Here is a 15,129-nt window from a genome sequence, read left to right on the forward strand (position 1 = left end):
AAAAACACCGATGCGCCGCTCGCGCATTGGGTGTTTTTTGTTTGCGAAAAGCCCGTCTTATGTCGTTTCCTGTTCAAAAAGGTGGCTGTTCGCCTGAATGAAAAACTGTGATTGCTCATAGTGATAGGTGACTTTTGAGAAGTCAAACGGCTGGCCGTTGGTTAAATGAAAAATCGTTTCAACGCAAAGCTTAGGCGCTCCTGTAAACAGACCTAAGTACTCCGCTTCTTCCTCATTTAACATCCCCGCGTACAGATATAAATCTGAAAAACCGCGCTTTAACCCGAGACCTTCTCTAATATAATCAAATATTGATTCTGCCACGATCTCTTTATTCAAATACGTAATAATCGATTTGTTGTAAAATGACTCTTCGATACACAATGTCAGCCCGTCAATATATCGGATTCGCTTGACATAATACACGTCGCCGTCAGGCGGCATATTCAGATTTTGGGCAGCCTCAGGCGTGGGTTTTCTCACTTCCAGCGCTAATAATTTGGAAGTGACATTAAAATCTTCAAGTGATTCTTTAAATCCCTGATTAGAAAGCAGACTGATATACCCTTTTCTTTTATTCCGTCTGACAAAAATGCCGCTTCCCCTCACTTGAAACACAATCCCCTTTTTTTCTAATAAATCTAAGGACTTGGTGATCGTGCTTTTGCTCACGTTAAACCGGCTCATTAAGGTTTGCAGCACAGGCAGTTTATCCCCTTGCTGCAGCTGATGTTCTTCTATGTATTTTTCAATATCTATCGCGATTTGCTGGTATTTTAACATATACATTCCTCATTCATTTATTGTCCCGCTTCTTTCAGAATTATAGCATAATCGTTTTTAAAAGCCATTTCGTAAATTAACTATAATTGTTTATGTATTGATAAATTATACCGGTACAATTATAATGTAAACGTATAATATGAAAATAAAGGCAGGAATTCTTCTGCACTTGCGAAGCGGATGCTTGAAGCGGCTGCAGTGCATTTATTCGGCATGCAAGCGGCAGTCAAATAAAGGAGGATATAAACGATGGGGACATTGCCAAAAGATTTTTTATGGGGAGGCGCTCTGGCCGCCCACCAATTTGAAGGGGGATGGAATAAAGGCGGCAAGGGGCCGAGTGTAGTGGACGTCATGACGGCAGGCGCGCATGGTGTGCCCCGGAAAATAACAGATACAATTGAAGAGCGGGAATTTTATCCGAATCATGAAGCGATCGATTTTTATCATCGTTATAAAGAGGACATCGCATTATTCAGCGAGCTGGGTCTGAAATGTTTAAGAACGTCCATCGGCTGGAGCAGAATTTTTCCTAAAGGTGATGAAGCCGAGCCCAATGAGGAAGGATTTGCTTTTTACGACCGGGTGTTTGATGAATTGCTGAAACATGGGATTGAACCGGTAATCACGCTGTCACATTTTGAGATGCCGCTGCATTTGGCGAGGGAATACGGCGGTTTCAGAAACAGAAAAACAGTCGGATTTTTTGTAAAATTCGCTGAAGTGTGTTTTGAACGCTATAAACATAAGGTGAAGTATTGGATGACGTTTAACGAAATCAATAATAAGATGGATGTGAATAATTCGATCTTTTTATGGACGAACTCGGGCGTCGCCGTCAAAGAAAACGAAAACGCAAAAGAAGTCATGTACCAGGCCGGCCATCACGAACTGCTGGCAAGCGCATTGGCTGTTTCGAAGGGAAGAGACATCAATCCCGAGTTCAGGATCGGCGCGATGGTATCACATGTTCCGATTTACCCGTACTCATCTCACCCCGACGATGTGATGCTGGCTGAAGAAACGATGAGACAGCGTTTTTTCTTCCCGGACGTGCAGGTTCGCGGATATTATCCAAGCTATGCGTTAAAAGAGTTTGAAAGAGAAGGCTATCAGATACACTTTGAAGACGGTGATGAAGAGATTTTGAAAAACGGCCGAGTGGACTACCTCGGATTCAGCTATTATATGTCTACAACCGTAAAAAGTGATGTATCAAACGATAATACCGGGGATGTCGTAAACGGAGGATTGCCAAACGGTGTGGAAAATCCTTATATTACAGCGAGTGATTGGGGCTGGGCGATTGACCCGACCGGTTTACGGTACACATTAAACCGCTTATACGACCGCTACCAGATTCCATTATTTATCGTGGAAAACGGATTCGGCGCCATCGACACATTAGAAGAGGACGGTTCAATTCATGACACTTCAAGAATTGAATATTTATCGTCACATATAAATGCTTTGAAAAAAGCAATCACATATGATGGTGTGGATGTAATGGGCTATACACCATGGGGAATTATTGATATCGTGTCATTTACAACCGGAGAAATGAAAAAACGCTACGGCATGATTTATGTTGATCGGGATAATGAAGGCAACGGTTCAATGAGGCGGCTTAAGAAAGACTCATTTGAATGGTATAAAAAAGTGATTGAAACAAACGGCTCATATGTATCTTAAAGGTGTAAAAAGGGAAGGCTTCACCGTTGTGTGAAGCCGGCTTTTTATCAGTAATTTTGAAAGCGTATTCATTCAAGCGGGAAGGAGGTGACTGTCCGGCTTTTCAATTAGAATCGCTTATAAAAATAAGGAAAGGGATGGTGGTTCATGTTTTTTAAAAAAGGTCTGCACATAACGCTGGTTTTTCTTATGTTTTTCTTTTTCATATCAAGCAGCATGGAAACCGAAGTGTATGCGGCTGATCGGAAGGCTTCAGACAAAAACAAAGTAAGGGTGTGGTTCAGTTCTGAAAAAGATCCGGCTTCCCGTACGTGGTATGACGGGCCGCTAGAAGTGAAATACGCCTTAGACGAACAAACACCGCTTACATTGACAAAAAAGAAGGCTTCTGACTCCGCCGCTGTGTATATTGATCCGTCGCGCCGCTATCAAAATGTGTTAGGCGTAGGATCGTCCCTGGAAGAATCCACAATCCATAATTTATCAAAAATGACACCCGCAAAAAGAAAAGAAGTGCTGAAAAAACTGGTTGATCCCAAAGATGGTATCGGAATGGACGTTATGCGCATAACGATCGGGACATCTGATTTTACGGCACAGGAATTTTATACGTACGACGATATGCCTGAAGGCCAAACAGATCCTAAGCTCCGCCATTTCTCGATCCAAAAGGATATTGATTTACACATTACAGCAACCATCAAGGAAGCGCTGGCGATAAATCCAGAACTAAAAATCATTGCCTCACCGTGGAGTCCGCCGGCTTGGATGAAAACGAATGAAAACCTCAAGCGGGGAAAGCTGAAAGATAAATATATCGGCGCACTGGCCGTTTACTTCCGCAAATTTATTGAGGCGTACGAAAAGCAGGGAATTCCGATTTATGCGATGACCCTTCAAAATGAACCTTTGCTGGAAATCGACTATCCGAGCATGTATATGCCGCCGTCTCAGCAGCGTAAACTGGCACTGGCCTTAAAAAAAGAAATGAAAAAACACGTAATTGACACGAAAATTTGGATTTATGATCACAATGCGAGCGGGGCGTGGAACTATATTCCGCCGATTTTAGATGATAAAAAAGGAAACCGGGCCGCAGACGGCATCGCTTTTCACGATTATGACGGTGACCTTTCCGTCATGTCGGAAATCGGAAAGAGATATCCTGATCAATCTATTCACTTAACGGAGCGGTCTGTCTGGGGGACGGCAGGGGCGGACCGGATCGCGCAGTATTTCCGCAACGGCGCGTCGAGCTACAATGCGTGGGTGACGATGCTCGACAGTCAAATCAAGACGCATCATTGGATAGGCACCCCAGACCCGACGCTGTTTATTCAGGATGCTAAAAACCCTGACCGCTATTGGAATATCCCGATCTTTCATATGACAGGCAACTTTTCAAAATTTATCGACCGGGGAGCAAAGCGGATAGAAAGTAATTACGGCTCCAAAAACACAGTCTCGAATGTATCGTTCCTTAATCCTGATCAATCCATTGTGACAGTCATAATCAACCAGACATCCGCCGATCAAAAATTCCATGTCGTTTCAGAAAATCGGCAGTTTGAAGCTGTCATCCCGGCTAAAACCGTGGCTACCTACAAATGGAAGTGAAAAAAGTAAAAAACCGGCACATTTACGTGCCGGCTTCTTTCTGTTAAGCGCCTTTTTGGTTCAGTTGATCAGAAGGCGCTTTATTGAATAAACCGTCTTTGACGGCGTTTGAAGCCGCTTTTTTTACAAAAAACGGGTTAAGGATAATAACGGCTGCCATGTTAGCGGTCAAACCCCAAAAGCCTTCATATATACCGTGGGCGGATTGGGTGATATTTACCGTGAATGTCACGATAAGACCGACGAGAAGACCGATAATTGTCGCTTCTTTCGTTTGATTCTTCCAAAACAGACTGACGGCGATAGCCGGAAAGATCTGAACCATGCCGGAAACACCGAGAAGCTGAAGGGTAACGAGCGCAGTCGGGAACAGCATGCCGAATAAAAGCGCGAGTCCGATGACGACAAATACCATTGAACGGGTGATCATCGTCAGCTTGCTTGGTGACACATTCGGGTGAATCAAATCCCGATATAAGTTATTCGCAAATAAGTTTGATGCTCCGATGGCCATGATAGAGCAGGGAATCAATGACGCAAGGGCAATCGTGGAGTAAGCAAAGCCCTGCGCGACTCCGCCGTAAGACGTTTGAATCAGCTTCAATAAAGCAAGCCGCGGATTGGTATCTTCCGGCAGGACAAGAAACGCGATAAAGCCGAGAAAAATAACAAGAATCAAAACAATATTATAAAGCGGCAGAAACATGCTGTTTTTGCGGACGGCATCTGCGCTTTTTGCCGTAAATACGCCGGTTGCCGCATGCGCCCACATAAAGAGCGCCAGCGCAGATACGATGGAAGCTGTGATAAACCAAGGAATTCCTTTCGGCCCCGAGTCCGGGATCGTCAGCATTTGCGGCGCTTTTTCAGCCAGAGTGTGAATCATCGGCGTCCAGCCGTGAAAATGGATCAGCGGGAGTGACACGACCATAAACAGCATAATCACCCACACGAGAATGTCTTTAATAATCGCCGTAAACGTCGGCCCTTTAATTCCGCTGAAAAAAGTATACAGCGCTACAAGAATAAAAGAGATGATGACGACCATATTGACATTAATGACACCCGTTCCGGCCACCTGAAGCGTATCTTGAATTCCGCTCAGCTGGAGACAAATATAAGGAATGAGCATAAGAACGCCGACAATGGCGACAAGACTGGCCAAAAGTTTACTGTCAAAACGCTCACGGGCATAATCGGCAAGCGTCGTTAATTTGTGTATTTTTGCCACCTTCCACAGCTTCGGCAAAAAGAAATAAGCGATAAAATACGCCAAAACAGAATACGGGATTGCAAAAAAAGCAACGCTTCCCCCTGTGTAGGCTGTGCTTGTTAAGCCTAAAAACGTATAAGCCGTATAGAGATCCGCGCCGACTAAAAACCAGACGAGGAGCCCCCCGAACCGTCTGCCGCCGACAGACCATTCCTCAACAGAAGTGCGTGATGATTTGTCTCTCCCGGCTATAAAGCCGATACAGACAACGGTTAAAACGATGACGGCTGTAATGATCAATGCTGTTATATTTGCGGGCATCAGTCCAGTCCTCCTTGTTTCTTCTGCAGCCTATAAATAAGAAACGAACATAATGGAGTGACTGCGATCCATAAAAGCAGCCAGAAATGAAAAAAAGGCAGCCCGATAATGATCGGATGAACCCGATTAGCGACTGACAGCAGGGCCAGCTGGCTGAAAGGGATTAAGATGAGAACGAAAATTAGTGCTTTTCTGACCATTTACTTTCCTCCTGAAACTTGATAATGCTCCTTATCATAGCAGGTGTCAGATAAGATCACAAGATATTTTTCAGAAAAAAAAGAATTCTATTACTTTTTTAACTGAAACACTTTAGTTGCATCTTCATTCATATTAAATTAAAATAGTTAATATCTCGAAATCAAGATATTTAGGAGTGAATACATTGAATACGCAAGGATTGCACCATGTTACCGCATTTGCAAAAGATCCTGCTGAAAATCTTCGGTTTTATACTGAAGTGCTGGGTTTGCGGCTCGTTAAAAAAACCGTTAATTTTGACGACCCGGCCACTTATCACTTTTATTTCGGCAACCAAAACGGAGAGCCGGGCACGATCATTACATTTTTTCCTTTTCAGGGAAGCCGCCCGGGAACCGTGGGAAAAGGGCAGGCCGGAAGAATTTATTTCTCCGTGCCGAGAGGAGCACTCGCGTTTTGGAAGCGCCGGCTTGAAGAAAACGGCTTGTCTGTAAAAGAACAGATCATGCTGTCTGAACAAGTCCTTCTCTTTAATGATACAGAAGACCTGCCGCTTGCCATAATGGAAGATGAAAGAAGCGGACAGAGTGAATGGACTCCTGCGGGCATTACTGAAAAAGAAGCGATCACAGGCATGAGAGGTGTTCTTCTGTACTCGTACCGTCCTGAAGCAACCATTCAATTTCTCATAGAACGCTTCGGTTATTCAAAGACAGGAGAAGAACATCAGATTGTCAGGCTGCAATCGGAGGCGCGGATCGGACATATTATAGATGTTGACCTTGCGCCGAAAGAAGCAGGTATCGGCGGTTACGGGACGGTTCATCATGTCGCTTTCCGCACTAGCGAAAAAGAGCAGGCGGAATGGAAGGATATTCTTGCTGATTCTCATCTTGCTTCATCTGACATTCTTGACAGGTCTTACTTTACTTCAATCTATTTCAGAGAAAGCGGCGGCATTTTATTTGAAATGGCAACCGATGAACCGGGGTTTATGACGGATGAATCCTTTGAAAATCTCGGAACAGAGCTGAAGCTTCCGGAATGGCTGGAAGAGCATCGCAGCCAGATTACAGCTGTTCTGCCCAAAATGGAGAAAGGAGAATGATGATGAAACATGTGTTTGAACAGGGGACGTCAGAAAATGTTCTGCTGCTTTTGCACGGAACGGGAGGAAATGAACATGATCTTCTGTCGCTCGGACGTTTTATCGATCCGAACGCAAGTCTGCTCGGGGTCAGAGGATCAGTGTCGGAAAACGGCATGCCCCGTTTTTTTAAGCGGCTGAAAGAAGGCGTATTTGACGAGAAAGATTTAATTGAACGGACGGAAGAATTAAAGAATTTTATTGATGAAGCGGCGCAAATGTACGGATTCAGCAGAGAAAACGTGATTGCTGCCGGCTATTCAAACGGCGCCAATATTGCAGCAAGTCTTTTGTTTCATTATAAAGATGTACTGAAAGGAGCGGTTCTGCATCATCCGATGGTGCCGATACGCGGAGTGAAGCTGCCTGATATGGAAGGGCTGCCTGTGTTTATCGGTGCGGGAAAACGCGATCCTCTATGTACAAAAGAAGAATCGGAGGAGCTTTATCAGTATCTGATAGATGCCCATGCATCCGTTTCTCTTGTTTGGCAGGAGGGCGGTCATCAGCTCACACAGCAGGAAGCAGAGCAGGCACGAACCTGGTACAGTGAGCGATTCCTATAAAAAACCCTTAGTCTGCTTAAGCGGACTAAGGGTTTCTTTCATCTTACAGCCAAGTTGACACTTTAGATACAGGCAGCCGGTTGCTTTTATGCGCCGGTTTAACGGCTTTACCGATTGAAATCAGCATGACGGGCACGAAACGCTCGCTCACGTCGAATTCCTTAACGAATTGCTCTTTATTGAATCCGCCGATCGCGCAAGTGTCGTAGCCTTTTGCTTTAGCGGCAAGCATCAGCTGCATCGCTGCTAAAGAAGCGTTTAAAAATGCTGAATCACGGGCAAACTGATCATTTTGGTATGCACCGTTAATCTGGCCTAAAAGCGTTTGTTTAATCTCTTCTGTGATATTGCCTTGCTCAGCCAGTTCAGCATAAACGTCTTCACCATTTTCATTTGCTTTTAAATCGCCTAATACGGCAATAACTGCTGATGAATCAATAATCTGTTTTTGATTAAAAGCAACCGGAAGCAGGGCAGCTTTTGCTTCATCACTGTGAAAGACTTGAAAATGCCAATGCTGAAGGTTCCAGGCGGAAGGCGCTTGCGTTGTGATTTCAAGGAGTTCTGTTAATTCCTCTTTTGTAATGACCGCGTCTTTATCGTATTCTTTAACAGATGCGCGTTCTTTTAAAACGTCTAATACGGATGTCATCATGTTTCCTCCTTCGGATAAACGTGTTATCATAATAGAAAAGTTAGAAGCTTACTAAATGTAACTCGAAAACTAATTTTAATGGATCACAAAAAACTTGTCAATTCATAGATGAAGGGATGAACTCACGTGGGATATACAATGTGTCCTAAAATGGAATCCGCTTTTTCTCTTTTGGGAAAGCGCTGGAACGGCCTCATTATCCATGTACTGATGGACGGGCCGAAACGATTTAAAGATATGACCGAAACGATACCGACAATCAGCCAAAAAATGCTCGCGGAGCGGCTCAAAGAGCTGGAACAAAATGAAATCGTCGAGCGTCAGGTGCTGCCTGAAACACCTGTCAAAGTCATTTATAAACTGACTGATAAAGGCTTGGCCCTGCAAGCCGTTTTTCAGGAAATGCAAAAATGGGCAGACAGTTTTTGCGAGCCCGGGGGATCTGCCAACGACACATGTGATGAATAACAAAGGCTGCCCAAGGCAGCCTTTTCTTAATGACAATGTTTACTCGTCATAAAAACCATTAATATCAAAATTGTTCAGATTGAGGTTCAAGCCTTTTAATTGCTTTAATAGAGCATCGAATGTAAGGAAATGATCATTTTTACATTCCGCCGGGACATCATTTGGAGAAAATAGTTTCATTCCTCCCTCAATCCACTGTTTCCGGTATAACTGAAATGCCGATTCAATTAAATAATCAGGCGTTACAATAAACCCTAAGCTTACGTCATGGTCCTCGCTGTAGCCGAATTCAAACCCGCAGCAGGGGCAAATATCAATGTTTTTTAATATTCGCCGTTATAAACGGGATTTGTCTCTAATCCTTTAAATCCGCAAAAAAGGATATAACTCACTAACCAACATACATCCCTCTTTTATTCAGTTTGCAATCATTCAGAACAAGCGGGGAGGCCTTTTACAGTTTCCCGGTTAAAAACTGAGCCTCACCAAGCCCGAAGCTCCAATCGGCGTTCCCGTTTTCTGTAATGGAAATCATGATGTCCTCGGGTGATATGCCGCATTCTGTTTTAAGCTGATCAGCCATCAGTTGATATAACGTTTCTTTTTGATGTTCGGTGCGCGCTTTGCTGACAATGCTGATGATGACAAGATCTTTGCTTCTTTTGAAACCGAGCCCGGTATCTTCAATGATAAGCTCATGAGGCCGATGCTGGTGAACGATCTGATAACGGTCCGTTACAGGGACGTCAAAAGCTTTAACCATGGCGTAATGGGCGGTATCCAGTAATTTTTTTAATGCTGCGTCATCCCGGCCTTCAATAACGTCAAAACGAAGTAATGGCATATTTTATTCCCCCTGATGGTTTTTTATCATGTCGCAACTTGTAAAAAAGTATAACAGTTAATCAAAATGTAATCAAATTATAACCAAAATATTTATACATTAATGCAATATCACAGAAAGGCACATGTTGTTACAATCGCCCAATCAATTTCCTCATTTTATGAATACGCTTAAGAATAGGCAGACATAAAGGAGGAAAAACATGTACCCTCGTCATGCATTGTATCGCGGGAATTTCGGTCCTGCCGGATTTCCGGCGAGAAGTCCTTTTTTGTTCGGCGCTCCTTTATTCGGCGGATTTTTAGGCGGTCTTCTCGGAGGCGTGATTGCCACAGGTTTCACAAGACCCCGCTATCCGTACGGGTTCGCCGGTTACGGATACGGAGGCGTCCCATACGGCGGTTTTGGGCCGGGAGCCGGCGGTTATCCGCCATTTTATTAAAGAAAAAACGGCCTGCATTGCGCGGGCCGTTTTTTTATCTTAAAATCTCCACTTCCGATAGATTGTAGTCTTCCTGTTTTGAAAACATAACTTCAATCATCCCGTCTTTATAGACTGCTTTTGTTCCTTTCCGTTTGACGAGGCTCGGAAGGACGATTTCTTTTTTTCCTTCTCCCAGACTGCTGTTCTCTACAACGAGGCTGTGTGACGTATGCTTAATCCTGATACGGTCGAGTTCCTCTTGTTCGGCGGGAATTTTCGCAAAAACATGATCGGATGTTTCAAACAGGTCAATTTCCGGCTTGGGCGGTTCCGCTTCGACCGGCTCGGCATTTTTGGACATGGGATCGCGAAAAGGGAACTGTCCGGCATAACCGGCGCCGAATACGCTTTCCATCACTCGGTTGACATATGTCTCGACATCTTTCGGATCAGCATTTTTAAACGTTTCTTTAGAGAACTGATTTTGGAAGGGAAAATATTTGTTCCAATCAAACACGGCATCTCACCCTTTCTTAACGGACAACATAGTATATGCCCGCCGGAAGCTTCCCGTGATATAATATAATCTGTTTACAGAAAGGAAGGGGAAGGCCGTGCAAGGGAATAACGCAAGAAAAGGAATCATTTATACCGCTTGTTCTTTCGCCATGTGGGGGCTGTTTCCGGTCTACTGGAAACTTCTTGAACAAATACCCGCATTGGACATTTTAGCTCACCGGATTTTATGGTCATTTGTTTTCATGTGTGTGCTTTTAACTGTGCTTAAGAAGTGGAAAACCGGATGGCGTGAACTGCGTCTTTTGAAATCGGAAGGGGGCCTGCTGGCGCTTTTTTTCGCTTCCGTTTTAATTTCCGTTAATTGGTTTGTGTACATATGGGCCGTCAATCACGGCTTTTTGCTTGAAGCAAGTCTCGGGTACTACATTAATCCGCTCGTTTCCGTTCTTTTGGGCATCCTATTCTTAAAAGAAAAGCTTAACAAGATGCAAACAGCAGCCGTTTCTATTGCCGGGGCGGCCGTGATCATATCTGCGTTTCAATATGGCGCGGTTCCTTATATCGCATTGCTGCTTGCATTCAGCTTCGGCCTGTACGGCTTATGTAAAAAAAGAACCCGCATGTCCAGCACGATCGGACTGACGCTGGAGACGCTTTTGATTACCCCGGCTGCACTTATTTATTTAGGATATACAGCTGACGGGAGCACTTCCGGGTCCTTGGGGGCAGGAACATGGGCGCTCCTATTTTTCGCAGGCGTATTTACGGCCCTGCCGCTGTTGCTGTTTGCAGAGGGGGCAAAGCGTCTGCCGCTGTATCAAGTCGGCATTTTGCAATATATAGCGCCGACCATTACCCTTATGCTCGGCGTATTTGTGTATCATGAACCGTTTTCCGGGCAAAAAGCGTTTACCTTCATTTGTATATGGGCAGCATTGCTTTTGTTTACCTTTTCACAGATAAAATGGAAGCGGCCGATAAAAAGCCGCTAAGCCTTTCGCTTTCCAGCGATAGCTTAAATTATGTATAATCATTACGAGTATGTAAAGGAGCTGTACAATGGGCACTGATAAAGACATAGCAAAAGCCTATCAGGCACTGTGGAATAACCGCACTCTCCCGGCTTCAACTCTTGAAGAAGCGGAGAAGGCAATTGATCTTGAATTGCTTGATCAAAGAACACATCCGAGGCTCCGGAAGTCACCCGAGGAAAAGTTTGCTCTGGCGGTGCAGCGAATTGTAGATTCCCGGCTGCGGCCGATTGAGAAATATGAATTGGTTGAACTACATACGAAGCGTTTGCAATTTTTAAAAGAAGAAAGAGGGGAGCAGCTATGAAAGCGATCATAAAAGAAGATGTGCAAACTTCTTTAGAGCGATATGCCGATCGTCCTGTATATATCCATTTGGAAACAACGACCGGTTCTTATTCAGCGCATCTGAATGAGAAAAACATGACGGTTGTAGCCTATATACGCAATGCAAAAGTGACGTACCATCAGGCGAAAATCAAAGGAAACGGCCCGTACCGCGTCGGTTTGAAAACAGAAGAGGGCTGGATTTACGCAGAAGGTCTGACTGAGTATACAGTAGATGACGAAGACCGTCTGTTAATGGCAGGGCATCTGCCGGGCGGAAAATTGGCGATTTCGCTTCAAATCAGCGAAAAGCCGTTTACAGTTTAAAGAAAAGGGTGAAAATCATGAAAGAACATGTACTCGTCATCCTGCCTCACCCTGATGATGAATCATACGGAGTGGCAGGGCTGATTGCTTTACACAGACAAAAAGATATTCCCGTTACGTATGCATGCGCAACGCTTGGCGAAATGGGCCGGAACATGGGAGATCCTTTTTTCGCGAACCGTGAAACACTGCCGCTGTTAAGAAAACAAGAGCTGATCGACGCATGCAAAGCAATGGACGTTACTGACCTGAGAATGCTCGGGCTTCGTGATAAAACACTTGAATTTGAAGATGACGAGTGGCTCGCTGATATGATGGAAGAGATTATCGACGATGTAAAACCGAGTCTGATTGTCACATTCTATCCGGAGCACGGCGTCCATCCGGATCATGATGCATGCGGCGAAGCGGTTATCAGAGCGCTTTACAGAAAGAAAAAAGAGGACCGCCCGCGCACGCTTTGCATGGCAATCACCCGCAACAGGGAGGAAGCCGTCGGCAAGCCTGATGTTATTCTTGATATTAAAGAGGTTGCCGATATTAAAATGAATGCCTTAAAAGCGCACCGCACCCAAACGGAAGGCATGCTGAGAGAGCTGGAAGAAAAAATAAAAAATAACGAGCCGGTTCTTCAGACATGGTTTGAAGAAGAAGTGTATTGGACATATCCGTGGAAAGACTGATAAAAAAAGGGATAAGGCTGAAATGCCTTATCCCTTTTTTTGTGTCAGATCGGAAGCGATCGCTTCTGCAAGCGAAGACCTTATTGATAAATTTGAAAAACTCAGTCCCAGCTGCACTGCGGTTTGGGCGATTTCAGGACGGATTCCGGATAATGTCGCTTTCACGCCGAGCATTCCGAGTGATTCAATTAAGGTGAAAAGCTGTTGGGCAACCATCGTATCAATCATGGCTACGCCCGATAAATCAATGTACAGCTGCGTGATGCGCTTCTCTGAACACTGGTGCAGCGTATTCTCTAAAATCATTTTGGCTCTTGCCGTGTCAATATCCCCTATCAGCGGCAGCAGTCCGACATGATCAAAAAGCACAATTACCGGCGAGCTCAGCTCGGTGATCAATTCTTTTTGCGCTTCAAGCTGAATGTTTGTGTTTTTATACATTTCCTCTATGAAAATATGAATCACCACATCAAAAGATTTAATCAGCGTATGGAATATATTTTCGGCATCTTCTTCTGTCACGGTGTCTGAATGAAGTCTGGTAAACTGCTTGACATGGCCGACATACAAATCACGAACTCTGATAAACTCGCGAATAATATAATGGATGGGAGTTTTTAAATGTTCTTCATCCCGTGCGGCTTCGAACGCCCACTTTTCCAATGCCGCTGTATATACTTCCTTCTCTTCAGAAAAAATCCGATTGAGCTGATAATTAAACGCCAGATTTTGTTTTTTCAGATTCGTGAGTACAGCCGGGTCAGTAGAAGCATAAACAGAATCAGGATCCGTATCATGAAGGGTATCAAACCATGTCTGACTGATGTCCTCCGCCCGTTCAGTTAAATAATCGTACAGCAGTTTATGTTTTGGCATTGCTGCTCCTCCTTTATGAAATCATTTTTTTCACATAATGCTTTTGCAGTTTCATCAGTCTGAAGAATAAACCGACAGCTCCTGCGGCAAGTCCTGCAATTAACCCGATCCAGTAGCCGAATGCCCCGAGGCCCGTATAAGTGCCGACTGCGTAACCGACCGGAAGCCCGATAATCCAATACGACACAAAAGCCGCGCCGAGTGTATAGTTGACATCCTTATATCCTCTCAGAGCGCCTTGTATCGGAGCTGCTACGGCATCAGAAAGCTGGAAAAACAGCGCATAGATTAAAAAGTGCTGTGTCAACATGAGCACAGCCGGATCGGATGTATACATTCCGGCGATTTGCGGTCTGAACAGCAAAATGAAAGCCGCCGTGCATAAAGAAAAACTAAGCGCCATCACGATCCCGATATAGCTGTATGAGCGGGCATCCCTATAGCGATTTGCGCCTGCTTCAAAGCCGACCAAAATGGTCATGGCCATGGATACGCTGAGCGGCAGCATATACAAGAGGGAAGCAAAATTCATTGCCGCTTGGTGGGCTGCAATCGTCACCGTCTGAAAATGGCTCATAAGCAGTGTGACAGCCGCAAAAATGCTCGTTTCAAAAAATACCGCAAAACCGATAGGCAATCCGATTTTCAAAAGCTTTCTGCATTCAGACGGAGAAAAACGGTACAGTTTCCGAAATACAGAGTACCCGGCAAACGGCTCAAATCTGCAGACGATAAAAAAGCTGATGGCGCAAATACACCAGTAAGTCAGGGCGGAAGCGAGCCCCGCCCCGACTCCTCCCAATGCCGGCATGTTGAATTTCCCGAAAATAAATACATAATTTAAAACAAAATTAATAGGCAATGAGCAAAGCGTAATAAGCATAGTGACTCGCGTTTTGCCGAGTGCATCAATAAACGAGCGCAAAACGGTGTACACAAACAAAGGAAAAATACCGAGGGATAAAAATCCTAAAAAGTGTTTGGCGATCGTCCGGACACGAGGTTCCAGGCCCAAATGTCCCAAGATCATATCAACGGTGAAAAAGCCGATCAGGATAACCGCCGCACTGAGAACGGCCGCTACATAAACGGCCTGGATGACGGAAAACGGCACTTCCTTTTGTCTGCCGGCTCCAAACAGCTGCGAAACAACGGGCGTAACGGCCATTAATATTCCTGCCAGGCCCGTATAAACCGGCGTCCACAGGCTTGAACCAATTGCAACCCCGGCTAAATCGGCAGCGCTCACTTTCCCTGACATCACCGTATCCAAAAAGGTGATCAGGGAAAGGCCCGCCTGTGTGATTAAAATCGGAATGAAGATATGTAACAGCTGTCTGACCTTTTGGCCGATCGTGTTCGTTTCTCTCAAGTTAGGTTCCCCGTTTCTTTATTTTAACGAGAGAAATTATAACATTTTATGTATAAAAAGCAA

Annotated in this window: 18 protein-coding genes and 1 pseudogene; 10 read left to right on the forward strand and 9 right to left on the reverse strand. The window is 44.6% G+C overall.

From position 1 onward, the window contains the following. Nucleotides 1–57: 57 nt before the first annotated feature. The gene (locus tag NQS30_RS19805) at nt 58–783 is read right to left on the reverse strand and encodes a GntR family transcriptional regulator (protein WP_007407949.1); all 726 of its coding nucleotides are present in this window, start codon (nt 781–783) and stop codon (nt 58–60) included. A gap of 249 nt (nt 784–1,032) precedes the next feature. Here NQS30_RS19805 and bglA point away from each other — a divergent pair, with 249 nt between their 5' ends. Both bglA and NQS30_RS19815 read left to right on the forward strand, forming a co-directional pair. Then, nucleotides 1,033–2,475: a 6-phospho-beta-glucosidase BglA gene (gene bglA / locus NQS30_RS19810; RefSeq protein WP_218791229.1), complete on the forward strand. Its 1,443-nt coding sequence runs from the start codon at nt 1,033–1,035 to the stop codon at nt 2,473–2,475. Between the two features lie 147 nt (nt 2,476–2,622). Further along, a complete protein-coding gene (locus NQS30_RS19815) occupies nt 2,623–4,092 on the forward strand; it encodes a glycoside hydrolase family 30 protein (protein WP_069006939.1) in 1,470 nt (489 codons plus the stop codon). 43 nt (nt 4,093–4,135) lie between these two features. Here the strand turns inward: NQS30_RS19815 and NQS30_RS19820 are convergent, their stop codons facing one another. After that, the gene (locus tag NQS30_RS19820; protein ID WP_012117763.1) at nt 4,136–5,626 is read right to left on the reverse strand and encodes a sodium:solute symporter family protein; all 1,491 of its coding nucleotides are present in this window, start codon (nt 5,624–5,626) and stop codon (nt 4,136–4,138) included. After that, nucleotides 5,626–5,826 carry a DUF3311 domain-containing protein gene (locus NQS30_RS19825; RefSeq protein WP_003153716.1) on the reverse strand — a complete coding sequence of 67 codons (201 nt, stop codon included), beginning with the start codon at nt 5,824–5,826 and terminating at the stop codon, nt 5,626–5,628. Before NQS30_RS19825 ends, NQS30_RS19820 begins: the two co-directional genes overlap by 1 nt. A gap of 185 nt (nt 5,827–6,011) precedes the next feature. Between NQS30_RS19825 and NQS30_RS19830 the strand changes: the two genes are divergently transcribed. Beyond that, nucleotides 6,012–6,935 carry a ring-cleaving dioxygenase gene (locus NQS30_RS19830; protein ID WP_122504068.1) on the forward strand — a complete coding sequence of 308 codons (924 nt, stop codon included), beginning with the start codon at nt 6,012–6,014 and terminating at the stop codon, nt 6,933–6,935. A gap of 2 nt (nt 6,936–6,937) precedes the next feature. Then, complete coding sequence (locus tag NQS30_RS19835) at nt 6,938–7,540, forward strand: alpha/beta hydrolase (protein WP_025284864.1); 603 nt, start codon at nt 6,938–6,940, stop codon at nt 7,538–7,540. Nucleotides 7,541–7,583: 43 nt separating this feature from the next. Here NQS30_RS19835 and NQS30_RS19840 read toward each other — a convergent pair whose 3' ends face one another. Then, the gene (locus tag NQS30_RS19840; protein WP_003153727.1) at nt 7,584–8,192 is read right to left on the reverse strand and encodes a nitroreductase family protein; all 609 of its coding nucleotides are present in this window, start codon (nt 8,190–8,192) and stop codon (nt 7,584–7,586) included. Nucleotides 8,193–8,321: 129 nt separating this feature from the next. Here NQS30_RS19840 and yodB point away from each other — a divergent pair, with 129 nt between their 5' ends. Continuing rightward, the gene (gene yodB, locus NQS30_RS19845; protein WP_012117759.1) at nt 8,322–8,663 is read left to right on the forward strand and encodes a transcriptional regulator YodB; all 342 of its coding nucleotides are present in this window, start codon (nt 8,322–8,324) and stop codon (nt 8,661–8,663) included. Between the two features lie 39 nt (nt 8,664–8,702). On the opposite strand, the pseudogene NQS30_RS19850 reads toward yodB, so the two are convergent. Both NQS30_RS19850 and NQS30_RS19855 read right to left on the reverse strand, forming a co-directional pair. Next, a pseudogene (locus NQS30_RS19850) lies at nt 8,703–9,055 on the reverse strand (hypothetical protein). 62 nt (nt 9,056–9,117) lie between these two features. Then, nucleotides 9,118–9,507 (reverse strand): tautomerase family protein, encoded by a 390-nt coding sequence (locus tag NQS30_RS19855; protein WP_015240015.1) that lies wholly within the window; start codon nt 9,505–9,507, stop codon nt 9,118–9,120. A 202-nt stretch (nt 9,508–9,709) separates the two neighbouring features. Between NQS30_RS19855 and NQS30_RS19860 the strand changes: the two genes are divergently transcribed. Then, nucleotides 9,710–9,949 (forward strand): hypothetical protein, encoded by a 240-nt coding sequence (locus tag NQS30_RS19860; RefSeq protein WP_003153736.1) that lies wholly within the window; start codon nt 9,710–9,712, stop codon nt 9,947–9,949. A 34-nt stretch (nt 9,950–9,983) separates the two neighbouring features. On the opposite strand, the gene NQS30_RS19865 is transcribed toward NQS30_RS19860, so the two are convergent. After that, nucleotides 9,984–10,448 (reverse strand): hypothetical protein, encoded by a 465-nt coding sequence (locus NQS30_RS19865; protein ID WP_012117757.1) that lies wholly within the window; start codon nt 10,446–10,448, stop codon nt 9,984–9,986. A 97-nt stretch (nt 10,449–10,545) separates the two neighbouring features. Here NQS30_RS19865 and rarD point away from each other — a divergent pair, with 97 nt between their 5' ends. From rarD to bshB2, 4 genes are all read left to right on the forward strand, one after another. Further along, on the forward strand, nt 10,546–11,442 hold the full coding sequence (gene rarD / locus NQS30_RS19870; protein WP_012117756.1) for an EamA family transporter RarD: 897 nt from the start codon (nt 10,546–10,548) through the stop codon (nt 11,440–11,442). Between the two features lie 67 nt (nt 11,443–11,509). Continuing rightward, nucleotides 11,510–11,788 (forward strand): hypothetical protein, encoded by a 279-nt coding sequence (locus NQS30_RS19875; RefSeq protein WP_003153742.1) that lies wholly within the window; start codon nt 11,510–11,512, stop codon nt 11,786–11,788. After that, nucleotides 11,785–12,135: a YojF family protein gene (locus NQS30_RS19880; RefSeq protein WP_007611980.1), complete on the forward strand. Its 351-nt coding sequence runs from the start codon at nt 11,785–11,787 to the stop codon at nt 12,133–12,135. The genes NQS30_RS19875 and NQS30_RS19880 overlap by 4 nt, the downstream gene beginning before the upstream one ends. Before the next feature lie 17 nt (nt 12,136–12,152). Next, entirely contained in the window at nt 12,153–12,818 is a 666-nt protein-coding gene (gene bshB2 / locus NQS30_RS19885; protein WP_007407961.1) for a bacillithiol biosynthesis deacetylase BshB2, read from the forward strand. A gap of 27 nt (nt 12,819–12,845) precedes the next feature. Here the strand turns inward: bshB2 and NQS30_RS19890 are convergent, their stop codons facing one another. Next, nucleotides 12,846–13,694, reverse strand: coding sequence for an STAS domain-containing protein (locus NQS30_RS19890; RefSeq protein ID WP_124692993.1), 849 nt, complete (start codon nt 13,692–13,694; stop codon nt 12,846–12,848). A gap of 13 nt (nt 13,695–13,707) precedes the next feature. Beyond that, nucleotides 13,708–15,066, reverse strand: a complete 1,359-nt coding sequence (locus NQS30_RS19895; RefSeq protein ID WP_085342083.1) for an MATE family efflux transporter — start codon at nt 15,064–15,066, stop codon at nt 13,708–13,710. Between the last annotated feature and the right edge of the window lie 63 nt (nt 15,067–15,129).

The organism is Bacillus sp. B1(2022) (assembly GCF_040259625.1).
In the GTDB taxonomy this organism is placed as follows: Bacteria; Bacillota; Bacilli; order Bacillales; family Bacillaceae; genus Bacillus; species Bacillus velezensis.